27 protein-coding genes are annotated in these 24846 nt (G+C 56.7%); 7 read left to right on the top strand and 20 right to left on the bottom strand.

The features are described from left to right. The first annotated feature begins 297 nt into the window (after positions 1 to 297). Together pgi and ACPJXG_RS06275 are read left to right on the top strand one after the other, a co-directional pair. The gene (gene pgi / locus ACPJXG_RS06280; RefSeq protein ID WP_425253718.1) at positions 298 to 1962 is read left to right on the top strand and encodes a glucose-6-phosphate isomerase; all 1665 of its coding nucleotides are present in this window, start codon (positions 298 to 300) and stop codon (positions 1960 to 1962) included. 10 nt (positions 1963 to 1972) lie between these two features. Further along, complete coding sequence (locus ACPJXG_RS06275) at positions 1973 to 2869, top strand: SMP-30/gluconolactonase/LRE family protein (RefSeq protein ID WP_425253717.1); 897 nt, start codon at positions 1973 to 1975, stop codon at positions 2867 to 2869. Between the two features lie 180 nt (positions 2870 to 3049). On the opposite strand, the gene ACPJXG_RS06270 is transcribed toward ACPJXG_RS06275, so the two are convergent. Then, the gene (locus ACPJXG_RS06270) at positions 3050 to 4003 is read right to left on the bottom strand and encodes a chemotaxis protein (protein ID WP_035821285.1); all 954 of its coding nucleotides are present in this window, start codon (positions 4001 to 4003) and stop codon (positions 3050 to 3052) included. A 172-nt stretch (positions 4004 to 4175) separates the two neighbouring features. Here ACPJXG_RS06270 and ACPJXG_RS06265 point away from each other — a divergent pair, with 172 nt between their 5' ends. The 3 genes from ACPJXG_RS06265 to ACPJXG_RS06255 all read left to right on the top strand — a co-directional run bounded on the left by ACPJXG_RS06265 (position 4176) and on the right by ACPJXG_RS06255 (position 6980). Then, positions 4176 to 4373: a hypothetical protein gene (locus tag ACPJXG_RS06265; protein WP_158300248.1), complete on the top strand. Its 198-nt coding sequence runs from the start codon at positions 4176 to 4178 to the stop codon at positions 4371 to 4373. Between the two features lie 193 nt (positions 4374 to 4566). Next, complete coding sequence (zwf, locus tag ACPJXG_RS06260) at positions 4567 to 6039, top strand: glucose-6-phosphate dehydrogenase (RefSeq protein WP_034750861.1); 1473 nt, start codon at positions 4567 to 4569, stop codon at positions 6037 to 6039. 86 nt (positions 6040 to 6125) lie between these two features. Beyond that, positions 6126 to 6980: an SIS domain-containing protein gene (locus ACPJXG_RS06255; protein WP_034750862.1), complete on the top strand. Its 855-nt coding sequence runs from the start codon at positions 6126 to 6128 to the stop codon at positions 6978 to 6980. 140 nt (positions 6981 to 7120) lie between these two features. Here the strand turns inward: ACPJXG_RS06255 and ACPJXG_RS06250 are convergent, their stop codons facing one another. The 11 genes from ACPJXG_RS06250 to ACPJXG_RS06200 form a co-directional block, all read right to left on the bottom strand. Beyond that, complete coding sequence (locus ACPJXG_RS06250; protein ID WP_425253716.1) at positions 7121 to 7576, bottom strand: DUF3304 domain-containing protein; 456 nt, start codon at positions 7574 to 7576, stop codon at positions 7121 to 7123. Positions 7577 to 7722: 146 nt separating this feature from the next. Next, on the bottom strand, positions 7723 to 8271 hold the full coding sequence (locus ACPJXG_RS06245; RefSeq protein ID WP_152598757.1) for a DUF3304 domain-containing protein: 549 nt from the start codon (positions 8269 to 8271) through the stop codon (positions 7723 to 7725). 51 nt (positions 8272 to 8322) lie between these two features. Then, entirely contained in the window at positions 8323 to 8871 is a 549-nt protein-coding gene (locus ACPJXG_RS06240) for a DUF3304 domain-containing protein (RefSeq protein WP_425253715.1), read from the bottom strand. A gap of 51 nt (positions 8872 to 8922) precedes the next feature. Then, entirely contained in the window at positions 8923 to 9375 is a 453-nt protein-coding gene (locus tag ACPJXG_RS06235; RefSeq protein ID WP_425253714.1) for a DUF3304 domain-containing protein, read from the bottom strand. 103 nt (positions 9376 to 9478) lie between these two features. Further along, positions 9479 to 9610, bottom strand: coding sequence for a hypothetical protein (locus ACPJXG_RS06230; protein WP_425253713.1), 132 nt, complete (start codon positions 9608 to 9610; stop codon positions 9479 to 9481). Positions 9611 to 9808: 198 nt separating this feature from the next. After that, a complete protein-coding gene (locus ACPJXG_RS06225; RefSeq protein WP_425253712.1) occupies positions 9809 to 11911 on the bottom strand; it encodes a T6SS phospholipase effector Tle1-like catalytic domain-containing protein in 2103 nt (700 codons plus the stop codon). Further along, the gene (locus tag ACPJXG_RS06220) at positions 11908 to 12531 is read right to left on the bottom strand and encodes a DUF3304 domain-containing protein (protein WP_176391087.1); all 624 of its coding nucleotides are present in this window, start codon (positions 12529 to 12531) and stop codon (positions 11908 to 11910) included. Before ACPJXG_RS06220 ends, ACPJXG_RS06225 begins: the two co-directional genes overlap by 4 nt. A gap of 9 nt (positions 12532 to 12540) precedes the next feature. Further along, entirely contained in the window at positions 12541 to 12912 is a 372-nt protein-coding gene (locus ACPJXG_RS06215; protein ID WP_176391085.1) for a hypothetical protein, read from the bottom strand. Beyond that, a complete protein-coding gene (locus ACPJXG_RS06210; RefSeq protein ID WP_425253711.1) occupies positions 12909 to 13529 on the bottom strand; it encodes a DUF3304 domain-containing protein in 621 nt (206 codons plus the stop codon). Before ACPJXG_RS06210 ends, ACPJXG_RS06215 begins: the two co-directional genes overlap by 4 nt. A gap of 9 nt (positions 13530 to 13538) precedes the next feature. Further along, positions 13539 to 13910, bottom strand: a complete 372-nt coding sequence (locus ACPJXG_RS06205) for a hypothetical protein (RefSeq protein ID WP_035821294.1) — start codon at positions 13908 to 13910, stop codon at positions 13539 to 13541. Next, positions 13907 to 14527, bottom strand: a complete 621-nt coding sequence (locus tag ACPJXG_RS06200; RefSeq protein WP_425253710.1) for a DUF3304 domain-containing protein — start codon at positions 14525 to 14527, stop codon at positions 13907 to 13909. The genes ACPJXG_RS06205 and ACPJXG_RS06200 overlap by 4 nt, the downstream gene beginning before the upstream one ends. A gap of 125 nt (positions 14528 to 14652) precedes the next feature. On the opposite strand from ACPJXG_RS06200, the gene ACPJXG_RS06195 reads away from it, so the two are divergent. Beyond that, entirely contained in the window at positions 14653 to 14853 is a 201-nt protein-coding gene (locus ACPJXG_RS06195; protein WP_425253709.1) for a hypothetical protein, read from the top strand. Between the two features lie 51 nt (positions 14854 to 14904). Here the strand turns inward: ACPJXG_RS06195 and ACPJXG_RS06190 are convergent, their stop codons facing one another. From ACPJXG_RS06190 to ACPJXG_RS06155, 8 genes are all read right to left on the bottom strand, one after another. Next, positions 14905 to 15528 carry a DUF3304 domain-containing protein gene (locus ACPJXG_RS06190; RefSeq protein WP_425253708.1) on the bottom strand — a complete coding sequence of 208 codons (624 nt, stop codon included), beginning with the start codon at positions 15526 to 15528 and terminating at the stop codon, positions 14905 to 14907. A gap of 180 nt (positions 15529 to 15708) precedes the next feature. Beyond that, positions 15709 to 15909, bottom strand: a complete 201-nt coding sequence (locus ACPJXG_RS06185) for a hypothetical protein (protein ID WP_425253707.1) — start codon at positions 15907 to 15909, stop codon at positions 15709 to 15711. Further along, the gene (locus ACPJXG_RS06180; protein ID WP_425253706.1) at positions 15906 to 16529 is read right to left on the bottom strand and encodes a DUF3304 domain-containing protein; all 624 of its coding nucleotides are present in this window, start codon (positions 16527 to 16529) and stop codon (positions 15906 to 15908) included. Before ACPJXG_RS06180 ends, ACPJXG_RS06185 begins: the two co-directional genes overlap by 4 nt. Positions 16530 to 16596: 67 nt before the next feature. Continuing rightward, the gene (locus tag ACPJXG_RS06175; RefSeq protein ID WP_425253705.1) at positions 16597 to 18762 is read right to left on the bottom strand and encodes a phospholipase effector Tle1 domain-containing protein; all 2166 of its coding nucleotides are present in this window, start codon (positions 18760 to 18762) and stop codon (positions 16597 to 16599) included. A gap of 6 nt (positions 18763 to 18768) precedes the next feature. Further along, positions 18769 to 19068 (bottom strand): DUF3304 domain-containing protein, encoded by a 300-nt coding sequence (locus tag ACPJXG_RS06170; RefSeq protein WP_425253704.1) that lies wholly within the window; start codon positions 19066 to 19068, stop codon positions 18769 to 18771. 300 nt (positions 19069 to 19368) lie between these two features. Continuing rightward, positions 19369 to 19821: a DUF3304 domain-containing protein gene (locus ACPJXG_RS06165; protein ID WP_158300203.1), complete on the bottom strand. Its 453-nt coding sequence runs from the start codon at positions 19819 to 19821 to the stop codon at positions 19369 to 19371. A 40-nt stretch (positions 19822 to 19861) separates the two neighbouring features. Beyond that, a complete protein-coding gene (locus tag ACPJXG_RS06160; RefSeq protein ID WP_425253703.1) occupies positions 19862 to 20794 on the bottom strand; it encodes a DUF4123 domain-containing protein in 933 nt (310 codons plus the stop codon). A gap of 10 nt (positions 20795 to 20804) precedes the next feature. Further along, positions 20805 to 23669, bottom strand: a complete 2865-nt coding sequence (locus ACPJXG_RS06155) for a type VI secretion system Vgr family protein (protein WP_425253702.1) — start codon at positions 23667 to 23669, stop codon at positions 20805 to 20807. 207 nt (positions 23670 to 23876) lie between these two features. Here ACPJXG_RS06155 and tal point away from each other — a divergent pair, with 207 nt between their 5' ends. Next, positions 23877 to 24812 (top strand): transaldolase, encoded by a 936-nt coding sequence (gene tal, locus ACPJXG_RS06150; RefSeq protein ID WP_035821310.1) that lies wholly within the window; start codon positions 23877 to 23879, stop codon positions 24810 to 24812. The last annotated feature ends 34 nt before the right edge of the window (positions 24813 to 24846 follow it).

The following is a 24846-nucleotide window of genomic DNA, read 5'->3' as shown; positions in this document are numbered from 1 at the left end:
TACAAAATGGTGAAGAAGAAGCACTCTTGCATGGGCCAACAACACAAATAAGCGACGGATTGCGGCGTATCAAGGCAAACCTGGGCTATATCGCGTATCGGCACCTGCCAACACGGCCCTTATATGTCACGAGGGCAATCGCTAAAAAAAGCACAACAAAATCCGCTTCACACCACAAACTGTAGTGAAATTACGTTTTTCTGATGTATTATTCTCATACCAATGCCGGATCCGCTGTTCGCCACCACGAACGCGCCGCGCTCCTTTCAACCGAGACAAGCACCCAAGCCGACCGCCATGCGCCAGCCAGCACCTACTCCTGCCATCACCGCCACCGCCAGTTTCCAGTCCCTGCAAGCGCACAGCGCCAGCCTGCGCGAAGTGCATCTGCGCCAGCTGTTCGCGGCCGACCCCGCACGTTTCTCGACCATGACGGTCGATGCGGCCGGCCTGCTGCTCGATTACTCGAAGAACCGCGTCGACGCCACCGCCATGGCGCTGCTGATGGACCTGGCACGCGAGCGCGGCGTGGAAGCGCAGCGCGAAGCCATGTTCACTGGCGAGAAAATCAATCTTACCGAACATCGGGCCGTTCTGCATACGGCCTTGCGCGCGCCACGCGGCACCAGGCTGGTCGTCGATGGCCAGGATATCGATGCCGACGTGCAAGATGTGCTGCAACGCGTCAAGGCGTTTACGGACAAGGTGCGCAATGGCAGCTGGCTCGGCTACACGGGCAAGCCGATTTGCGACATCGTCAACATCGGCATCGGCGGTTCGGACCTGGGCCCGAAAATGGCGTGCCTGGCGCTGCGCTCGTATGCCAACCCGGGCCTGGAAATGCACTTCGTTTCCAACGTTGACGGCCACGACATGGAAGCGACCCTGTCGAAAGTCGATCCGGAAACAACGCTCTTCATCGTGGCGTCGAAAACTTTTGTGACGGCTGAAACCATGCTCAACGCCAACACGGCGCGCGCCTGGTTCCTGCTCGAAGGCGAAGAAAAGGATCTGGCGCAACATTTTGTGGCCGTTTCGACCAACACGCAAGCCATCGTCGACTTCGGCATTTCGCCGGACAATATGTTCCCGTTCTGGGACTGGGTCGGTGGCCGTTACTCCGTCTGGTCGTCGATCGGCCTGGCCGTGGCCCTGTCCGTCGGCTTTGAATACTTCAGCGATTTCCTCGCCGGCGCGCATGCGATGGACCAGCATTTCCGCGAGGCGCCGCTGGAACAGAACATGCCCGTCGTGCTGGCCATGGTCGGCTTCTGGAACCGCCAGTTCCTCGATTGCGGCTCCGTTTCCATCGCACCGTATCACCAGGACTTGAGCCGCTTTGCCGCCTACTTGCAACAGCTGGACATGGAAAGCAACGGCAAGCGCGTCACCAAGGACGGCGTGCCCGTCGATGTGCCCACCGGTCCCGTCATCTGGGGCGATTGCGGCACGAATGCGCAGCATGCGTATTTCCAGCTGCTGCACCAGGGCACGGACATCACGCCCATCGATTTCATCGCCGCCCTGCGCGCCACGCACGATTTGCCGGGCCACCACGACGCCCTGCTGGCGAATTGCTTCGCCCAGTCGGAAGCATTCATGACGGGCAAGACGGGTGAGGAAGTGCGCCTTGATTTGCAGGCGCAAGGCTTGCCGGAAAGCGAGATCGAAGCAGTGGTACCGCACAAGACCTTCCCCGGTAACCGCCCCAGCAACACCATCCTGATGGACCAGTTGACCCCGACCACCCTGGGCGCCCTGATCGCGCTGTACGAACACAAGACCTTCGTGCAGGGCGTCTTGTGGAACGTCAACAGTTTTGATCAGTGGGGCGTGGAACTGGGCAAGGTGCTGGCCAAGAAAATCCAGGCCGAACTGACGGGCGAAGCCCGTCCCGACCACCACGACAGCTCGACCAATGGCTTGATTGCCTTGGCTAAAGCAGCAAAAGCAGCATATTAAAAAGAGATAGATGAATATTTACGAAATCAAAGTAGTCAGCGACAAGCCCATGCAAGTGGGCGAATGCCCGCTATGGCATGGCAAGGAAGCGGCCCTGTACTGGGTCGACATCGATGGCCGCGCCGTGCACCGCTTGCACCCGGCCAGCGGCAAGCATGAGCAATGGAACATGCCGACGGAACCGTCGGCGCTGGCGATCAACGCCGGCGGCGGCCTGATCGTGGCCTTGCGCAGCGGCTTCGCCCACCTCGATACAAAAACGGGCAGCCTGGCGGAAATCGCCCCGGCGCCGTTCGACATGGCCACCACGCGCTTCAACGATGGCAAGGTCGACCCGGCAGGCCGTTTCTGGGTCGGCACGATTTTCGAGCCGCGCAGCGCCGATGCGGCAGAGATGTTCGTGCTGGAAAAGGGACAAGTACGCAAGGTCTGGTCGGGCGGCATGACCGTGTCGAACGGCCTGGGTTTCAGTCCGGACAAGCGCACCATGTACCACTCGGATACCACCACGCATCGCATCGACCGCTTCGATTTCGACGCGGCCACGGGCGCCATTTCCGCGCCGCAACCGTTCCAGCGCTTTTCCATGGACAAGAAAGCGTTTGATTACGGCGGGCGCCCCGATGGCGCGGCCGTCGACAGCGAAGGCAATTACTGGTCGGCCATGTTTGAAGGCGGCAAGATCCTGCGCTTCGCCCCCGATGGCCATCTGCTCGGTGAAATTACCGTGCCCGTGCGCTGCCCCACCATGGTGACGTTCGGCGGCCCCGACCTGCGCACCCTGTACATCACCAGCGCCAGCCACAACCGCTCCGCCGCCGAAATCGCCGACTACCCGTTGACGGGCCACGTGCTGTCCGTGCGCGTGGACGTGGCGGGCCAGCCGGAGACGGCTTACCAGGCGTAGTCGTTTGCCAGCATAGAAAAAGCGCCGGACCCTCGCGGGTAGCGGCGCTTTTTTATGTCTATGGCGTAGGTCGGATTAGCGGGACGAAGGCCCGCGTAATCCGACAATGTGTTGGCCATGGTGGCGTCGGATTACGCGCAGCTTCGCTGCGCTAATCCGACCTACGGATGCTCCATGTAATTACCGCGACAATACCTTGCGTATCGTCTCGGCCAGTTCAGCCGCCACGAATTTCGCCACATAACCATCGGCGCCCACACCCTTGACGTGGTCTTCGTTGGTCGAGCCCGTCAGCGACGAGTGGATCACCACGGGGATGTTGGAGAAACGGCCATCGTTCTTGATGTTGCGCGTCAAGGTAAAACCATCCATTTCCGGCATTTCCAGGTCGGTCAGCACCAGCGCGACCTTGTCTTTCGCCGTCTTGCCTTCCGTCGCCGCCTGGGCCGAGATCGCCTGCAGGCGTTCCCACGCTTCCTTGCCCGTCTTGGTCATGATGAAAGGCACGCCCATCGCTTCGAGGCCCTTTTCGATCAGCGAGCGGGCCAGCGAGGAATCGTCGGCCGCGAGGATCACGGCGCCGGCCGGCAAGCGCACTTGCGGGCCGATGCTGTTCTCGTCCACGTCCGGGTCGCCCGACGGCAGCACGTTGCGCAGGATTTGCTCCACGTCCAGCACTTGCGCCAGGCGTGTCTTGTCCGTGTCGCCATCGAGGCGCGCGATACTGGTGACGAGGCCGCCGCCGACGCTCGACTCGGCCGACAGCACCTGATTCCACTCCAGGCGCACGATTTCATCGACCTCTTCCACGGCAAACGCCTGTGTCGAGCGGGCAAATTCGGTCACCATCAGGATCTTCAAACCATTGCTCTTGCAGCCGACCGCCATCGGCAAGTCGATCACGGGCACGATCTGGCCACGGATGTTGACCACGCCCAGCATGTGCGGGTGCGAACCGGCCACGGCCGTAATGGCCGGCATTTCCATGATTTCACGGACTTTGAACACATTGATGCCGAAGAGTTCGCGGCTGGTCGAGTGATCACTGGTGCCCAGCTTGAACAGGAACAGTTCGAATTTGTTATTGCCTGTCAGGCTGGTGCGTTCATCGACATCTTGCTGCATTGAATTCATTGTGTCCCCTTGAGCCGTCTTGTAAAGTTAAGTCGCCTGCCCCTGATGCTGCGGACAGTGCGGACTGCACGTCGCATGGACGTCGGATGGCGGGTTCGGGGCATGGCCGGCGCTAGCGGTGCAGTGTGTATCGTACAATTTCTTACAACCAATAGTTGCTATCGATTCCAGCTTGAATTATACGGTTTTTTACTTTCTTCAAAGCTACTTTACGCTGCCAACGGCGATCCTGACAGCATTTCTTGATTTGCTTGTTGCTACAGCGCAAATGATGACGGAGAGAATCGAAAATTTCCCTGGCAACCATGGTTGCTTTGAAAAGCCAGGTGAAAAGCATGGCGCAGCGCCAGCAGCGGCGAACGGCATATAATGGCCATGCTAGCAGCACTGGCAGGCATACCGGGCAAAATGGCGACGGCAGCGGATGGAATGTAGTAAAATTTCTTGCAATTGCCTGTTCTACGTAGTAAATTTACACCATCGATTATAGTAGCGACAGACTGGCACTTCCGGTCGGCTTTCTCCCCGCTCCGGCCCTTTTACTTTTGCGACGACACTCACTTATGGCACTTACCGATTTTGACCTGGTCCTGTTTGGCGGCAGCGGCGATTTAGCAATGCGCAAGTTGTTGCCTGCAATGTATGCGCGCGACGTCGCGAACGATTTGCCGCCGACGGCGCGCATCATCTGTGTGGGCCGCCAGGACAGCGGCCAGGATGCCTTCCTGAAAATGGTAGAGACCAACTCGCGTCCCCATATCAAGGCCAGCACCCTGAATGCCGCCACCTGGAGCAAATTCTGCGCGCGCATCGTGTATGTGTCGCTCAACGCCAGCGATGCGGCCACGTACGCGCCGCTGGTCGAAGCGCTGCGCGGCGATGCCGACCTGACGCGCGTGTACTACCTGGCGACGCCGCCGCATTTGTTCGCCCTCATCTGCGACAACCTGGAAGACAACGGCCTGGTGACGCCGAATTCGCGCGTGGTGCTGGAAAAGCCGTTGGGCCGCGACCTGGCCAGCGCCAAGCAGATCAATGCCGAAGTGGGCAAGGTCTTCCAGGAATCGCAGATCTACCGTATCGACCATTACCTGGGCAAGGAAACCGTGCAGAACTTGCTGGCCCTGCGCTTCGGCAACATCCTGTTCGAACCGCTGTGGCGCCGCGAATGGATTTCCGACGTGCAGATCACCATCGCCGAAAAGCTGGGCGTGGGCAACCGCATGGGTTACTACGACACCTCGGGCGCGCTGCGCGACATGCTGCAAAACCACTTACTGCAACTGCTGTGCATCGTCGCCATGGAACCGCCGACCTCGATCGCGCCGGACGCCGTGCGCGATGAAAAGCTGCAAGTGCTGCGCTCGCTGAAAAAATTCACGCCCACCACCCTGGCGCAAAACATCGTGCGCGGCCAGTACCGCGCCGGCCACGTCGACGGCGCCACCGTGCCGAGCTACCGCGACGAACCGGATGCGCCGGAACATTCGCGCACCGAAACCTTCGTTGCCCTGAAGGCGGAAATCGACACCTGGCGCTGGGCCGGCGTGCCGTTCTACCTGCGCACGGGCAAGCGCATGGCCGACAGCCTGGCCGAGATCGTCGTGCGCTTCAAGCAGATCCCGCACTCGATCTTCAACCAGCCCACGTCGAGCTTCCAGCCGAACTGCCTGGTGATCCGTTTGCAGCCGGACGAAGGCTTGCGCATGAATTTGATGGCGAAAACCCCGGGCGACGGCATGCGCCTGAAACCGGCGGAACTGGAACTCGACTTCCGCGAGTCGTTCAAGACCCCGCGCATGGACGCCTACGAGCGTTTGCTGCTCGACGTCCTGCGCGGCCAGCTGACCCTGTTCATGCGCGGCGACGAACTGGAAGCGGCCTGGGAATGGGTCGAACCGATTCTCGACAACTGGGAACAGAACGACAGCGCGCCGATTCCATACACGGCCGGCACCTGGGGCCCCGCGGCCGCCAGCGCCCTGATCGGCCGCGATGGCTTGCAGTGGCGTGAAGAGGCATTACCCGAGGATTAACAGGCAAAACAGGGCCTGCCCGCAGATGGGCAGGCCTTTTACCTATTATCCCTACACTCCTGAACACCTACCAGAAGACTACCCTGATGCTGCTTGATTCCATCCGCACCCAGCTCGATTCGCTCTCCAAGTCGGAGAAGAAGGTCGCGCTGGCCGTGCTTGACCAGCCTAACCAGACAGTCAGCCAGAACATCACTGCACTGGCGAAAAGCGCGCAGGTGTCGGAACCGACCGTGGTGCGCTTTTGCCGCACCCTGGGCTATGACGGCTGGCATGAATTCAAGCTGAAGCTGGCGCAGGGGCTGGCCCTGGCCATGCCGGGCGCGAACGAGCAGCCGGCGCAGGACGACCTGGCGGCCGACCTGGTGAATAAAATCTGCAGCCGCTCGATCAACACCCTGCTCGACCTGCGCAACAACCTGAACCCGGAAGCGATCCAGCGCGCGCTCGACATCCTGTCGCGCGCCAGCAAGATCGAATTCTATGGCCAGGGCACATCGGGCATCGTGGCGGCCGACGCGCAGCACAAGTTCTTCCGCTCGGGCGTGCCGACGGTGGCCTACAGCGATCCGAACATCCACAGCATCGCCGCGGCCCTGCTGCGCGGCGGCGACTGCCTGGTGGCCATCTCGCAGCGCGGCAACAGCCCCGCCCTGGTCCGCTCCGTGAAACTGGCGCGCCGCGGCGGCGCCGACGTCGTCGTGCTGGCCCCATCGGGCACGCCGCTGGCCGACCTGGCAACCGTGCTGATCCCGATCGACCTGGTCTTCAACACCGACCCCTACACCCCGATTTCCGCCCGTCTGGCCTATCTGGTGGTGATCGACGTGCTGGCCGTGGGCCTGGCCCTGCAGCGGGGCCCCGAGTTCCGCAAGAAAATGCAAAATGCACAGAAGGCGCTGCAGGAATTCGACATGCAGTTCGATTCCTTCATCGGCTGATCCCCGATCGGCGCCAGCCTCGCTGGTGCCGCTCCGTATCCAAACGTCTCCATCGGACCAGGATATCTCTTCCTTGATCTCACATCAGGAACCGATACACGCGCAGCCTTTGCATCGAAAGATCAGCCCACCATCCGTGTCTAAGAATTGGGATCCTTTGGTTTCCCATAGTGGCGTATCGGATGAGCAGTGCTATAACCGGGATAAATTGAAACCACAACCCGAACTTCATCGTTTGGAAAAAAATGGATAAAGATACTTCCCGTTTCATCGTATTTTTCCACTTCCACCATTTTTTCTTTAATAATATGTTTTAGTCCCTCCGGCATATCCCACCGCACCAGCACCATCATTCCCGGATACCACGCTCTCGGAATGGAGGCACAGCAAACTTCAGGTCCTCCCGCTCCCCATCTGGCCATATTGGCACCTCCCGCCCCATCCACCGACGCGGAATAAATATATTTTCCCGTATGATTGACAATACCCACCTGCGCCGTCGCGGTAGGACTTGGCCCGGCTTGCTCAACCTGCCTGGCCTTGAACGCACAGCCGCTTAGCAGCAAGGCAGTGCCAAGATAAATCATCCATTTCATGATTTTCACCTTGCAAAAAATGCTACGTGGTTTTTCTACTTTACTGTCATATACGGCAATAGAAAATAGGGGACTATCCACACGTGGATGCTTCAAGAAAAAGTGCTCGGAAGCGGTCCAGAAATGGAATTTTATCGATCATCTTATCAAGGAAGATTGGCAGGTTTTTCGGAGTGAAGAATAGGATGAATTTTGCTAGGCCCTCCAGCATTGGACACAACCACTCTCACCTCGTCATTCTCAAAAAAATGCATATAAATATCTCCTGGTCTATCATATTTTTCCACTTCCACCATTTTTTCTTTGACAACGTCGGTATGCCCCTCAGGCATATTCCACCGCACCAGGACTTTCATACCCGGATGCCACACACGAGGAATGGATGCGCAGCAAATATTGGCAAGTCCCGCCCCCCATCTGGCCATATTCCCCCCTCCCGCCCCATCCACCGATGCGGAATAAATATACTTCCCCGTATGATTGACAATACCCACCTGCGCCGTCGCGGTAGGACTTTGGCCGGCTTGCTCAACCTGCCTGGCCTTGAGGGCGCAACCGCTCAGCAGCAAGACAGTGCCAAGATACATAATCCATTTCATGATTTTCACCTTGCAAAAAATGCTACGTGGTTTTTCTACTTTACTACCATATACGGCAATAGAAAATAAGGGACTATCAACACGTGGATGCTTCAAGAAAAATTGCTCGGAAGCGGTCCAGAAATGGAAATTTTATCGATCATCTTATCAAGGAAGATTGGCAGGTTTTCCGGAGTGAAGAATAGGATGAGTTTTTGCACCCCCTCCAGCATTTGACACGACAACCCTCACCTTATCATTGGGGAAGAAATGCATATAGATATCGCCAGGCTCATCGTATTTTTCCACTTCCACCATTTTTTCTTTAATAATATGTTTTAGTCCATCCGGCATATCCCACCGCACCAGCACCATCATTCCCGGATACCACACTCGAGGAATGGATGTGCAGCAAATATTGGCAAGCCCCGCCCCCCATCTGGCCATATTCCCTCCTCCGGCCCCATCCACCGACGCGGAGTAAATAAATTCGCCCGTATGATTCACGATACCCACCTGCGCCGTCGCGGTCGGACTTGGGCCGACTTGCTCAACCTGCCTGGCCTTGATGGCGCAGCCGCTCAGCAGCAAGACGGTGCCAAGATACATAATCCATTTCATGGTTTTCACCTTATAAAAAATGCTACGTTGTTTTTCTACTTTACTGCCATATACGGCAATAGAAAATAGGGGACTGTCCACACGTGGATGCTTCAAGAAAAAGTGCTCGGAAGCGGTCCAGAAATGGAAATTTTATCGATTATCCTATCAAGGAAGATGGGCAGGTTTTCCGGAATGAAAAATAGGATGATTTTTACTATGGCCGTCCACATTTGACACAACCACTCTCACCTCGTCATTGGGGAAAAAATGCATATAGATATCTCCTGGCCTATCATATTTCTCCAATTCCACCATTTTTTCTTTAATAATATGTTTTAGTCCATCCGGCATATCCCACCGCACCCGAACCATCATTCCCGGATACCACACTCTCGGGATAGAGGCGCAACAGATTTCTGCTCCCCCGGCCCCCCATCTGGCCATATCCGCACCTCCGGCCCCATCCACCGACGCGGAGTAAATGAAATTCCCGGTATGATTCACAATACCCACCTGCGCTGTCGCGGTAGGACTTGGGCCAGCTTGCTCAGCCTGCCTGGCCTTAAACGCGCAGCCGCTCAGCAGCAAGGCCGTGCCAAGATACATAATCCATTTCATGATTTTCCTTTTATAAAAATAGGCAGTTGAAGGAACAAGGCTAGGCAGCCGAGCTGCGCCTGCCAGAAATCGTCGGGCAGCGTGTCGAGCTCGGACAGGTAATTCACCCCTGGCGCGTGCGCCGCAACAGGCTGGCCATCGCAGGATGCAAGGTGAAATCATCGGCCAGCATCAAGGCCAGGGCGCTGAAATGCTGACGCTGGCCCGCCGCCTCGATGCCGCTGGCGTTTGCCATAAGCAAATGACGCGCCACGCGCGCGTGGCACTCGGCCGGAGTGTCGGAATGAAACAGGTCCGACTACACATCATGCAGATTGGCAAGGATGGCGTCGGCTTCGGCGCTATCCACCAGGGCGGCGAAGGCGGCGTCGCTGAGGGGGAATTTATCAAACTCCGCCGGGGGCGCACGGCTAGCTCAATGACCTAGCTTGACTTACGCCGTCTTCGCCTGCTCCACCGCATCGGCAGATCTGTGATGGGCCATCGCGATACCGCGCTGTTCCTTGTGCAAAACAGGTAGCATGCCCGCATACTGAGCGCCCGACGGCTTGAAGGTATCCGATCCCATGTAAATTGACCGGAAACGCAAATAGCCACCTCCCATGAGTTTACTCTCGCGTCCGCCCTTGTCCGGTTCGATCGCATCCATTTCATTTTCGGTGCCTTTGACAGCTTTGTATCGCAGCAATTGCTCTTTTTCCTTCGTGCTCAAATTATAGGGATTGAGCTTCCCAGGGTCTGCCTCCGGACCGCTCTCCCAGTCACGGGCTCGCTCTTCCTGCGCCACAAGCAATTCCAGCGCGTACCACAAGTCGGGAATGTCTTTCCCCAGCGGTTTGAACCACGCGCGCGAGTCATGCACGAACTGCTCAAAAAAGTTGCTTACTTCGACGGGTGGTACCGGCTTATCCCAAAATTCAGCGATAGGTTCCCATTCGGGATTACGGGGCCGCCCTCTGCTGCTGGTCGTCCGCTGACCGGCGCGCCATTTTTCAAAGCTCGCAACCTCTTCTTCCAGCTCTTTGTCCGCCATCGTGAGATCAGTAAAATCAAATTTCCCGCTTTTATAGCTTGTTGCCAAATTCTTGACATTCGGTAAATTTCCCATCTTGCCTAGCATTTTCTTGCGCCACTGTATGTACAGCATATGCTGGAATTCCATGATTCTATGTAGCCGCAATGAGGGTTCAGCGCCTTGCTGCGCATGGCAAAAGCCGATATACGCATTGAAGGTGGTTATAGTCCGCGGATTGATGCGAAAGGCCCGCTTCGTCGCTTCACTGGCCTCTTCCAGCTTCAGCGGCACCCCGGCCAGGCGGGCAGCCCGGTACATCGTGGCCAACGTAATGCGCGACATCAAATCGCCGCCACTTGGATCTGTACCGCGCCCTTGTTCTTGCGGCAGATAGCCGCCTCCGATGTCCGAATGAACACCAGGAAAAACAATTTCCATACAATTAGGGGGAATATTGCCCAAGTGAGCAACGGAGTCCAAGGGAAAAGACCGGCGCACTTCATGCGCCGACACCAGATGCAGGCACTTGCTTGGCCCCGGTGACGTAGGTATTCTGAGCGACACTTCGGCGTCGGCCCAGCCACCATGTCCATCCACCATCCTGTTCGGGAGGGGTACTGAAGCCGCCAAGCCAACCGAAGCGACGGTATCGAACAGGCCCATGAAGTCGAAGGTCACCTCGATAGTGCCAATACTTAACTGGCGAGCCTTGACGCCCTTGCTAACGGTCAGTTGCGCATCGAGCTTGCATAACCAGATGAACCAGTTGGCAAACGAGCGCGCTTCGGCTGCGCCACGCGAGAAACCGAACATCGACACGAAGATATTGAGCACCTTGCCTTTATTGACGCTTTTCGCCGGCGCATCGGTTGGCACAAACGGCCGCAAATTGCTGTGCAACTTTTGCAAGGCCTGCGTGAAAGCGTTCACCAGCGCCTGTGAAGGCTGCACTTTGCTGGGCAAACTGAGCGTATTGAAGTCCTGTTTAAACGTCTTGTCATCCACCAGGGGAGCATCGGTATAATATCTGTGCACATTATTCAATGCTTCCACCAATGCCCAGATGATGCGATTTTCTCCCTTGTAGGCAAAGGCCAGGCCGCGCGCCCGGTCGCTGGTGAGAGCGCTAAATCCCTCTCCCGTATCGCCAACCTCGTCGAAACGCGTGCCCACTCCCGGAACGTAGGTGCGAAAGTAACTCTTGTGATATTTTGTCTCCAAGTCCGGCCACGCCTCGCTGCCATGCGTGTCTTTGCCCCCGGGAAATGCACGATACAAGCGCGCCACGTTGCTGTGCGAATGAAGCGGTACATCCCGCTTCATATTATTGTTGGTGCCGTCGAAGAAGAAGCCAAAGAACAGATTCGCATCGCATGAGGGGGGAAATCCTGGGGCCGGACATTCCCTTTTTTTGACTAAATCACCCAATATTTTCAGTTCTATCTCATCATCAAAAAATTTAGCTGAATCTGCTGGTTCATTTTTCTCAGCAGAATAAATAGTGGCCAAAAATGCAGTCATGGATGCATTCCCTCAAGGCTCTGAATGAGTTTCTTCTTATACTCAATTACATCCTTTAATTCATCAATTTCAGTGACCGTCATCTTATTACTATTACGTGCCAATCCTTTTTCCATAGTATCTAACCATTTTTTTTCCAATTCTATTTTTGCTTTACGACGCTGTGTCCGATACTCCTTCGTCGCTACCGGATACCCCTTGATTTTCCCCGGCCACTCCGGCAAGCTCGGTCCGTAATGCGACACAACGGCTCCCACGCTGCCATCTTCGTAGACGATCAGCCAGATATCACCGGCCTTCCCATTCGGATACGGCGGGATGCTGACCGTCTCGCGATGCAGGGTCGGGTCCGGGTAAAACTGATAGGCCACCACCACATTCAACTCCGCATGCCACTTTTCCGGCACGCTGAAACAGCATATCGTGCCCCCCTGCCCATATGGATCGATCGAATCGCCACCGCCGCCGCTGTTGGTATTGCCCGGATTTTCAACCGCGATGTAGTTGACTTCGCGCGAAGAATAATTCAGCACCTGGATGCTCGCGGCCATGACGACGCCGGGTAAGCATGCGGCCAGCAAAAGGCCTCGCAATAGTTGCCTCTTGAGTAACGCACTCATGGTTTCCCCCTATGTATCAATGCCAAGACTCAGAGCGCGTGCCTTGGCGCCATTGCTAACGGTAAGTTGCGTATCCAGTTTGCATAGCCTGGCGTCACTGCCATGCGTATCTTTACCGCCGGAAAATGCACGATACAAGCGCGCCACGTTGCTGTGCGAGTGAAACGCCACATCCCGCTCCATATTATTGTTGGTGCCGTCGAAGAAGAAACCGAAAAATAGATTGACATCACATGGCGGAGGGAAGCCTGGAAGTGGGCATTCACGAGCTTTGAAAAATTTCACAATTTCTTTCATCTCACCAGTTCCGTCAAAAAAACGGTCTTTGTCAGATGGATCAGTTTTATCAACAGAATAGCTTTCAGCTAAAAAAGCAGTCATGGTTTTCCTTCCAGACTTTGGATGAGTTTTCTTTGGAATTCAATAATTTCTTGAGTCTCCTTTATATCTTCAACTGACAAAATATTGATGTCACGTAACAACACCCTTTCCAACGTAAGTAAGGTCGCTTTTTCCCTCTTCAATTTTTGTCTGCGACGCTCATCCCGATACTCCTTCGTCGGCACCGGATACCCCTTGATTTTCCCCGGCCACTCCGGTCGGCTCGGTCCGTAATGCGACACCACGGCTCCCACGCTGCCATCTTCATAGACGATCAGCCAGATATCATCTCCCTTCCCATCCGGATACGGTGGAACACTGACCGTCTCGCGATGAAAGGTTGGGTCCGGGGACAACTGATAGACCACCACCACCTTCAAATCCGCATGCCACTTTTCCGGCACGCTGAAACAGCATATCGATCCGCCCTGCCCGTATGGACGGATCGAATCGCCACCGCCGCCGCTGTTGGTATTGCCAGGATTTTCAACCGCGATGTAATCGACTTCTCGCGAAGAATAATTCAGCGCCTGAATGCTCGCGGCCATGGCGACGCCGGGTAAGCATGCGGCCAGCAAAAGACCTCGCAATAGTTGTCTCTTGAGTAACGCACTCATGGTTTCCCCCTATGTATCAATGCCAAGACTCAGAGCGCGTGCCTTGGCGCCATTGCTAACGGTCAGTTGCGTATCCAGTTTGCATAGCCTGGCGTCACTGCCATGCGTATCTTTACCGCCGGAAAATGCACGATACAAGCGCGCCACGTTGCTGTGCGAGTGAAACGCCACATCCCGCTCCATATTATTGTTGGTACCGTCGAAGAAGAAACCGAAAAACAGATTGACATCACATGGCGGAGGGAAACCTGGAAGTGGACACTCACGCGCCTTCATGAATTTTATAATTTTATCCATTTCATCTATTCCGTCAAAAAAACGGTCTTTATCAGATGGATCATTTTTATCTACAGAATAGCTTTTGGCTAAAAAAGCAATCATGGATTTCCTTCCAAGCTTTGGATGACTTTTTTCTGAAACTCAATGATTTCCTGAATCTCCTTTACCTTCTCATCTGGCAAAGAATTCCCTCTAAGCAACAGTCCTCTTTCCACCGTAAGTAAGCTAGCTTTTTCTCTCTTCAATTTCTGCTTACGACGCTCATCCCGATACTCCTTCGTCGGCACCGGATACCCCTTGATTTTCCCCGGCCACTCCGGTCGGCTCGGTCCGTAATGCGACACCACGGCTCCCACGCTGCCATCTTCATAGACGATCAGCCAGATATCGCCCGCCTTCCCATCCGGATACTGTGGAACACTGACCGTCTCGCGATGAAAGGTCGGGTCCGGGGACAACTGATAGACCACCACCACCTTCAAATCCGCATGCCACTTTTCCGGCACGGTGAAACAGCATATCGACCCGCCCTGCCCGTATGGACGGATCGAATCGCCACCGCCGCCGCTGTTGGTATTGCCCGGATTTTCAACCGCGATGTAATCGACTTCGCGCGAAGAATAATTCAGCGCCTGAATGCTCGCGGCCATGGCGACGCCGGGTAAGCATACGGCCAACAAAAGCCCTCGCCATAGTTGGCTCTTGAGTAACGCACTCATGGTTTCCCCCTATGTATCAATGCCAAGACTCAGAGCGCGTGCCTTGACGCCCTTACTAACGTTCAGTTGCGTATCCAGTTTGCATAGCTTGGCGTCACTGCCATGCGTGTCTTTATCACCTGAAAATGCACGATACAAGCGCGCCACGTTGCTGTGCGAATGAAACGGCACATCCCGTTTCATTTATTGTTGGTGCCATCGAAGAAGAAGCCGAAAAACAGATTGACATCACATGGGGGAGGGAAGCCGGGAAATGGGCATTCACGATCCTTTGCAAAATCACCAAGAATTGGTTTTTCATTTTTCGCGCCAAAAAAAAACAATGAAATCAGGAGGATCATTTTTTATAGCTGGACAAATATCAACTAAAAAAGCAGTCATTTATCATTTTCCTCAAGAATATTAATAAGCTTTTTACTATATTCAATTGCCCCCTTCAATCTCATCAACTCTACAGGAGTTAGGTCACTCACATCGCCATCTAATGCATTCTCCATAGAATGTAGAACAGCCTTTTCTCTTTTTATTTTTTCCTTGCGGCGTTCATCCCGATACTCCTTCGTCGGCACCGGATACCCCTTGATTTTCCCCGGCCACTCCGGTCGGCTCGGTCCGTAAAGCGACACCACGGCTCCCACGCTGCCATCTTCATAGACGATCAGCCAGATATCACCTCCCTTCCCATCCGGATACGGTGGAACACTGACCGTCTCGCGATGAAAGGTTGGGTCCGGGGACAACTGATAGACCACCACCACCTTCAAATCCGCATGCCACTTTTCCGGCACGGTGAAACAGCATATCGATCCGCCCTGCCCGTATGGACGGATCGAATCGCCACCGCCGCCGCTGTTGGTATTGCCCGGATTTTCAACCGCGATGTAATCGACTTCGCGCGAAGAATAATTCAGAGCCTGAATGCTCGCGGCCATGGCGACGCCGGGTAAGCATACGGCCAGCAAAAGCCCTCGCCATAGTTGGCTCTTGAGTAAGGTATTCATGGTTTCATCCCTATGCATCAATGCCAAGACTCAGAGCGCGTGCCTTGACGCCCTTACTAACGTTCAGTTGCGTATCCAGTTTGCATAGCTTGGCGTCACTGCCATGCGTGTCTTTATCACCTGAAAATGCACGATACAAGCGCGCCACGTTGCTGTGCGAATGAAACGGCACATCCCGTTTCATTTATTGTTGGTGCCATCGAAGAAGAAGCCGAAAAACAGATTGACATCACATGGGGGAGGGAAGCCGGGAAGTGGGCACTCACGCTTCTTCATAAATCCTATAATTTCATCCATTTCATTAATTTCATCAAAAAAACGTTCCTTGTCAGATGGATCATTTTTATCTACAGAATAGCTTTCGGCCAAAAAATCTGTCATCGCACATTCCCATCTAAACTTTGGACAACTTTTTTTTGAAATTCAATAATTTCTTTTTTTTCTTTTATCTTTTCATCTGACAGAGTATAAAAATCACGCTGCAATCTTTTTTCCAAAAAATCGAGCGTATTTCTCTCTCTCTTTAGTTTATCTTTACGACGCTCATCCCGATACTCCTTCGTCGGCACCGGATACCCCTTGATTTTTCCCGGCCACTCCGGTCGGCTCGGTCCGTAAAGCGACACCACGGCTCCCACGCTGCCATCTTCATAGACGATCAGCCAGATATCGCCCGACTTCCCATCCGGATACTGTGGAACACTGACCGTCTCGCGATGAAAGGTCGGGTCCGGGGACAACTGATAGACCACCACCACCTTCAAATCCGCATGCCACTTTTCCGGCACGGTGAAACAGCATATCGATCCGCCCTGCCCGTATGGACGGATCGAATCGCCACCGCCGCCGCTGTTGATATTGCCAGGATTTTCAACCGCGATGTAATCGACTTCGCGCGAAGAATAATTCAGCGCCTGAATGCTCGCGGCCATGGCGACGCCGGGTAAACATGCGGCCAGCAAGAGGACTCGCCAGCAATGGTGCTTGAGCAACGTCGTCATGATGTCATCGCTATCTATAAAATCGCCAAATGAATCTACCCGGCTCCAGCCGCGCTGAAATCACGCTCTATGCGAGCGCCTCGATCCGCGTTGCATAGCGCTGCTGCGCCAGGTAAATCTCTTCATCGGCTTTGGCTTGCGCAATATCCTGTGTTAAGTTTTCGCTCCACACAAATTCTTCGGGTGCTTCTTTCGCCTCGATGCCGGCCGTCGGCATGCGTTGCAGCTCCTTCTCGTGCACGCTTTTCCGGAAGAAACCGCTTTGCGGGTAATAGCCTCGGCGCAAGATATAGCCGCCACCCTCGCGCCGCGTATAGGTTTGCGTGGTGATCAGCCTGCTACGCATGTCGGCGCTGTCGGCATCCGTACGGATCGGATAGGGAGTGCCATACTGCGCTTCCTTGACCAGTGCTTCCTCTTCCGGCGTCAATGCTTCGCCATTCTTCTGTTTCAGTTGCGCGGCTTCCGTCTTTCGGCTGAGCTCATATACGCGTTTATAAAAGCCGTCTTTAGGCGGTTTATCGGCGAACGAGGCGATCCTGGCCCGCTTGTCGTATTCCGTCACTTCGCCTGCCATATAAAAGCCGGCCAGGGAATCGTGTACATAGTCGTCAAAAAAACGCATCACTTCAGGCGGCAGCGGTTTGGGGTGATCGAATATGTCGAGCGCCCATGCTTCCCAATCATCCAAGGAGATGTGATTTTGGGCGCGATAGTATTGCCAGTGATTGATGCGCGCAATGTCCCGGGCGCTGAACGGTTGCCCCTCATCGCCATGAAGGAAAGCTTTGCGCGCGCGCAGCGCTTCCAGATCGCCTGCCAGCAAGCGGTTGTAGGAACCCAGATCCTCCCGCTCTTGCGCATTGGCCGCCTTGAAGCTGGCTGTGGCCTCCAGGGTCTTGACGCGCACGGCGCGCCAGCGGTAATACAGCTCCATGTGCTTGCTCAGCAAATCACCTTGCTTGGCCAGCTCGGTGGTGTATGCTTCCCAGGCGCTGGCAAGCTCTTGACTGACCTGGAAGTCATCTTGTACCGTTACATCCAATTCACTGAAAGGTTTCAAAGGCACGCCTTTGAGGCGCGCCTCCTTGAACATGTGCGCCAGCGGAATCTGCGACAACAAGGCTGCTTGTCCGCCGCGCCCCTTTCCCTGCTCCCCCGGACCATAACCACCTCCCACGTCGGAGTGCACGCCAGGAAAATATATTTCCTTGATATTCCCTTCCAGGCGCGTAACGGGAAAATTCATGCGCTGCTCATGCGTGGCAATGTAATGCAGACCTGCATGGACGCAGCGAGGTAGCGGCTTGAGCAATTCATTGGCCCAGGCCCAATGGCCATCGAACATCGCACCAGGCGCGATCGTGGTTTTCGCCACCGACCCCGAACTGCCCACGGTTGCCACCGTATCAAAGACGCCAAGAAAATCGATGCTGGCAGGGATCCCGGCAAACTTCTGCACCTCACCTTCGCGTGGCGTGAGCAAATCGGCAAACAGCTGGCAAAACGCTACCGCCTCGGCGGCGCCCCGCGAAAAACCGAACACGGACAGGGTCAGCGATGGGATATGCGGCTTGGGCCGTGCCGCCATCGCCTCCCTTAGTTTTTCAATATGCTCAGCGAACCAGTCCGAGTGAGTCATGAAGCGCTCCCTGCCGGTTGAGGGATGCGGCACCTTTTTGTGGCCTACGGCATTATCATAGATGCGGGCAAGTCGGCCAGCTTCATCTGATTCGTACAATAACTTTCCGCTAATAGTCCGATGAACTGCATTCACGACTTGCAGCAAGCCCCATATAATCCGGGGTTGCCCGCCTTTGGCAAATGCCTTGCCTTCATCCGATTCGGTTAGCTCTCCGATTTCTTTGAACGGAGTCCCTACGCCTGGAATATAGTTTGAAAAATATCCACTCTGTTGCTTGTCATTTGGATATGTTAAAAAAAGGCGCGCCACATTACTGTGACTGGCATCTTCCGGTTTGAGTGGAATTTTCGCAATGGCAATGGGGACTTTCGTTTTTTCATCAATTACACCGGTACGCAAGCCGTTGCGATCCCGTTCCAAATTATTGTTCGTGCCGTCAAAAAATAGTCCCACATGTACAGCTATGCTGCATGGTGCGTCTGATGCCGCGCTGCATACAACTTGAGCGATTTTTGACTGTTCACTCGTGCCTGGCTTTAAGAATATATCGACAGGAACGGGAGCTTTGAAAGGCGGAACATTAATCATAATAAATCATTTTTTAAGTGATGGTTTACCCGTGTGTTGAATCGGGTGATCTTTTCCATACCCTGCATCATTCGATACAACAACCCTCACCTCATCATTCTCAAAAAAGTGCATATAAATATCTCCGGGTCTATCATATTTTTCAACTCCCACTACTTTTTCTTTAACAATATGCGTATGCCCTTCAGGCATATCCCATCGTACCATGACGTTCATTCCTGGATGCCATACTCTCGGGATTGATGTACAGCAAATATTCGCACCTCCCGCCCCCCATTTATCCATATTCCCCCCCTCCTGCCCCATCCACCGATGCGGAGTAAATAAAATTCCCCGTATGGTTCACAATACCCACCTGCGCCGTCGCGGTAGGGCTTGGGCCGGCTTGCTCAACCTGCCTGGCCTTGAAGGCACAACCGCTCAGCAGCAAGACAGTGCCAAGATACATAATCCATTTCATGGTTTTCACCTTGCAAAAATGCTACGTTGTTTTTCTACTTTACTGCCATATACGGCAATAGAAAATAGGGGACTGTCCACACGTGGATGCTTCAAGAAAAAGTGCTCGGAAGCGGTCCAGAAATAGAAATTTTATCGATCATCCTATCAAGGAATATTGGCAGGTTTTCCGGAGTGAAGAATAGGATGAGTTTTTGCCCCCCCTCCAGCATTTGACACGACAACCCTCACCTTATCATTGGGGAAGAAATGCATATAGATATCGCCAGGCTCATCGTATTTTTCCACTTCCACCATTTTTTCTTTAATAATATGTTTTAGTCCATCCGGCATATCCCACCGCACCCGAACCATCATTCCCGGATACCACACTCTCGGGATAGAGGCGCAACAGATTTCTGCTCCCCCCGCCCCCCATCTGGCCATATCCGCACCTCCAGCCCCATCCACCGACGCGGAGTAAATGAAATTCCCGGTATGATTCACAATACCCACCTGCGCTGTCGCGGTAGGACTTGGGCCAGCTTGCTCAACCTGCCTGGCCTTGAGGGCGCAGCCGCTCAACAGCAAGGCAGTGCCAAGATACATAATCCATTTCATGATTTTCCTTTTATCAAAGTAAGCAGTTGAATGAACAAGGCTAGGCAGCCGAGCGCGCCTGCCAGAAATCGTCGGGCAGCGTGTCGAGCTCGGACAGGTAATTCGCCCCCTGGCGCGTGCGCCGCAACAGGCTGGCCATCGCAGGATGCAAGGTGAAATCATCGGCCAGCATCAAGGCCAGGGCGCTGAAATGCTGACGCTGGCCCGCCGCCTCGATGCCGCTGGCGTTTGCTACAAGTAAATGACGCGCCACGCGCGCGTGGCACTGGGCCGGAGTGCCGGAGTGAAACAGGTCCGGCTGCACATCATGCAGATTGGCAAGGATGGCGTCGGCTTCGGCGCTATCCACCAGGGCGGCGAAGGCGGCGTCGCCGAGGGGGAATTTATCAAACTCCGCAGGGACGGGACTGGGCTGCGCCTCGCCCTGCCAACTGATCAACGAACCATCGCGCTGCAGCGACCACCAGTGGTAGATGGGGCTCAGCAAATGCGCGGACTGCGTTTCAGTCAAGGCTGCCAGCAAGGCCGGCAATGTGCGGCTATCGGCCCAGCGCACGGGCCATTCGACGGTATCTGGCGTGATGGCAATCAAATAGGGGCGCAGATGCTGCTCCAGCTGGTCGATATCGAGCGTGCTGGCGATGATGCTGAGCATGGGCTTGCCTGCACACAGCGAAAACAGGCGCTGCAGCCACTCGGCCTGCTCGCGGCTTGCCGATGGCGCAGCCATTAAATGCGGTGCGGCGCTCTTGAAGTTTTGCAGCGAGGTATACGCATACAGCGACTGGCGCCGCAAACGGCTCGGGTAACGCTTGGTGAAAAACTCCTCATCGCAGGCGCCGTCGAGCAGCGCCAGCAAATGCAAGGGCTGGCCGCCATTCGCCACCGCCGCTTCCGCGCACAAGGCCTGCAGTTGCTGTGCGATCTGCGCTGGAACTGCAGGGTCAGGAAGATCGATGGCAAAGTACATCATGGCTCCTTTTCTAGGCTGCCGTGGGCGCGACAAACGGGCTGCCGCTACGCAAGGCCGCCAGCAGGCACGCTTTGCAGACGCTGGCAGGCAGCGCCGGCAATGGATAAGCGAGCCGCTCCGGCCCGATAAAACTCTTCTTGCCGGCATGCACCGTGATCTTGCCCGGGCACTGCACGGTGATGTTGCCGCCCTCGATGTTGATGTTGGCGCCGCCCGCCGTCGACAGGCGGATGCTTTTCGCCGCCGCCCAGTCGATGTGCGCGGCGGCGCTGACGATATTGACTTCCTCGCGCGCCTGCACGTTGAGCACGTCGGCCTGCGCCTGCAGGTCGATGGCTTGTTTGGCGGCGATCAGTTGCAGGCCGATATTGTTCTCGCCCGCCTTGACGACGCCGGCCAGCGCGCCGATGGCCTGGCCGCTGTGCACGCGCAACTGGCCGCCGCCGACGAACTGGGTGTCTTGGCCGCTCATCAGGGAGGTGGTTTCGCCATTGACCAGCTGGATATCCTGGCCCGCCAGCACGCCCAGGCCGGCGCGGGCGGCGATGGCGATGATGGCGTCGCTGCTGTGCGGCAGCTTGTCGTCGCCGGGGCTGGTCGGCTTGCCCGCCGCGTCGCGCCTGGCGGCGGCCGTATTTTCCTGGCTCAGCATGCCGGAGACGCTGGTCAGGAACGCCGGCAAGGGCGCCGCCTTTTCGTCGAGCACGCTGGCATTCGCCTTGGCCGGGCCCAGGTGGCTGGCATACGCGACCGTCTTGTGCGTGACGGCGGCGGCGCTGAAGGTTGCACCCAGCTTGGCTGCCTGCTTGAGCAAGACCATGCCCGGTGCATTGTCGCCGGCCGGATCGCGCGCCTGTGCGTCGTGGTTGACGAGGTAGCTGGAAATGAGCAGGCCGGCGCCGGCCCGCACGGCGCCGTAAGCGTCCGTGCGCAGCTCGGCGCCCGTGCCGCGCAGGCTGCCCCGGTAATTGTCGGCCGCATGGATCAGGTGGCCAAGATTGAGTTCGCTTGCCGCATGGCTGCTCTTGAGCTGGATGCGCCCTTGCTGGTCGGTATCGTCGAACAGCAACTGGTTGTAGCCAGAGCCGGAGCCGGCGACGCCGAATTCCTTGCTGCGGATGCCCCATTGCGCCGCGCCGTTGCGGTGGCCCGCGCTGCCGCCAGCCGCGCCATGCCAGAGCGGGCTGTTACCGCCGGCCACGTTGCCCTGCGCCGATGGCGCATGGTCGCGCGCTGGCTCGAAGACGCTGGCGTCCGCAGGCTTGTCCGTGATGCCGCCCGGCGTGGGCGCGACGCCGCCCTCGCCTTGCCCGTTGTACAGGGCGCCGACGATGATGGGCCGGTCGATATCGTTTTCCAGAAATTGCACCAGCACTTCCTGGCCGATGCGCGGCAGGAACTGGCTGCCCATGCCGCCGCCGGCCGAGCGCTGCGCCACGCGCACCCAGCAGGTGGCGCTGCCGTCAAGTTGCCAGTGGAAACGGATGCGCACCCGGCCCAGCTTGTCGCAATGGATTTCGCTGCCGCCGCTGGCGCTGGTGCCGCCGTCGGCGCCGACGACGATGGCGCTCTGGCTACCGCAGGCCGTCGGCTTCGGATGGTGGCGCGCGTCGCCGCCGTCATGCACGGGGCGCCATGGCGTTGCCGCGGCAAGCATCTCGATGCAGTTGGCGTAACCGCTGGCTTTCGCCTGGGCAATCGCGGCGGCAAAGTCGGCAAAGCCGTCGCCCAGGCCAGGCATGGCTTCTTGCAGCAGTTCGGGCACTGGGCCGAACAGTTCTGCCAGCGCCTGCGACGCGGGCGCCGGCAGGTTGTTGATGCCGATGCTGGCCACGCGGAGCACGACATAGTCGGACGCGGCACCATCGGCCTGCGGCAACGGCCCCTGCGTCAGGGTGAACCGCGTGCCGGCGCGCAGGGTGCGTACCGTCGAGCGCGCCTGCCACAACTGGGCGCGCGCTTCGCGCGACTGCATCTGCAACGCGGCATAGTGCTGCGCCTGCGCACCATTCGCATACCAGTACTGGCCCGGCGTATCGTAACTTTCCAGCACGGGGGCATGCTTGCCGCCGATGGCCATATTCGTCGGCACGCTGGCGGCGACCGCCTTCTTGGCCTTGTAATCGTAGCTCAGTACGCTACTCAGCCCGACGTGCAGGCTGCGCCGCGCGCACAGCGCTTGCACGCTGTCGCTCGCTTCGCCGGCCCTGGCGCCATGAAAGCGCAAGCCGCCATCTTGCGCGCTGCTGGCGTCCTCGGGCGTGGCGCAGGGCTGGCTGCTGTCGGCGAACAAAATCAGCGTGTGCGCCTCAAAGCGCCAGGCGATGCCCTCTTCCGTCAGCAGCCGGCGCACGAAATCGTAGTCCGATTCACGGTACTGGCAACAATAGCTGCGCTCGCCCGCCTGCCGCATGCACTGCGCCACCTCGTCGCTCCATTGCCACAGGGCATGCGGCGCATAGGCTTGCAATACCTCGTCGACGATGGCCGTCACGCTACGGTCTTGCCATACGCGGCTGTTACGCACTTGCGTCAGCAGCCACAGCCAGGGCGTGATGCGCAAGCGGTAGCGCGCCAGGCCGCCATTGCTGCCCAGCATGGCCGCTGCGCTGATATAGCCGGGAAACTGCGTGCGCGTGCCGTCGGCCAGGCTGATATGCAGGCTGGCAGGCTGGCCCAGCAGGGAGGCCAGCGCAACATGGGCATTCGTGGACAAGGCGATAATCTCGCGCGCGCCAACCGCCTGCAGCCGTTCATCGGCGGCGAAGGCTTCGACCAGCAAGCCGCCGTCCTGTCCATCATCGCCGATGGACAATGCATACAGACGCGTCGCACCATTGAAGGCGGCTACCGCGCTAACGATATCTTGTGTCAAAGGATGCTCTTCATCTGGAAAGTGGCATCACACATTGCTTATCAAAACAATGTGCAAAATAAACAAGTCCAGGCAATTATGCGCGAGTTCTCAAAAAAGCAAGATTCAATTGAACAAGTAGTGCGCGGGGGAGACAATAGTCGGTGCTTCGGGCAATGGATTCGGTACAATACTCCGGCAAGCCCATTCACTCTTTCCCGTGCAGCCATGAACCAACTCGAACAACTGAAGCAATTTACTACCGTGGTGGCCGACACCGGCGACTTCCAATCGATCCAGGCTTACACGCCGCGCGATGCGACGACGAATCCGTCGCTGATCCTGAAGGCCGTGCAAAAGGATGAATACAAGCCGCTGCTGGAAAAGGCCGTGCGCGACCATCCGAACGCCTCGACCGCCGAAATCATCGACCGCCTGCTGATCGCCTTTGGCGTGGAAATCCTGCAAACCATCCCCGGCCGCGTCTCCACCGAAGTCGATGCGCGCCTGTCGTTCGACACGGAAGGTACTGTCGCCAAGGGCCGCGACCTGATCGCCCTGTATTCGAACGCGGGCATTGCCCGCGAGCGCGTGCTGATCAAGATCGCCTCCACCTGGGAAGGCATCCGCGCCGCCGCCATCCTGGAAAAGGAAGGCATCCGCTGCAACATGACCCTGCTGTTCTCGCTGGCCCAGGCCATCGCCTGCGCCGAAGCGGGCGCGCAGCTGATTTCGCCGTTCGTCGGCCGCATCTACGACTGGTACAAGAAATCGACGGGCATCGACTACATGGGCGCGGAAGATCCGGGCGTGCAATCGGTCCGCCGCATCTACAATTACTACCGCAAGTTCGGCTACAAGACCGAGGTGATGGGCGCGAGCTTCCGCAACACGTCGCAAATCCTCGAACTGGCCGGCTGCGACCTGCTCACCATCAGCCCCGACCTGCTGCAAAAGCTGGCCGACAGCGATGCGCCGGTGGAACGCAAGCTGAGCGCCGAAGCGGCGCCGTCGACCAACATCGTGCAAATGTCGCTGAACGAAGAAGCCTTCCGCTTCATGATGAATGAAGACGCGATGGCGACGGAAAAACTGGCCGAAGGCATCCGCGCCTTCTGCGTCGATTCCGGCAAGCTGAAACAGATGGTCGCGGCACTGCGTTAATCGCTGATCCTCACCGCAAAAAAAAGCGGCGTCC

The organism is Janthinobacterium sp. NFX145 (genome assembly GCF_049810325.1).
Classification (GTDB): domain Bacteria; phylum Pseudomonadota; class Gammaproteobacteria; order Burkholderiales; family Burkholderiaceae_D; genus Janthinobacterium; species Janthinobacterium rivuli.
Note: the sequence above shows the minus strand (reverse complement) of the source record. Positions and strands in the feature narration are given on the sequence as shown.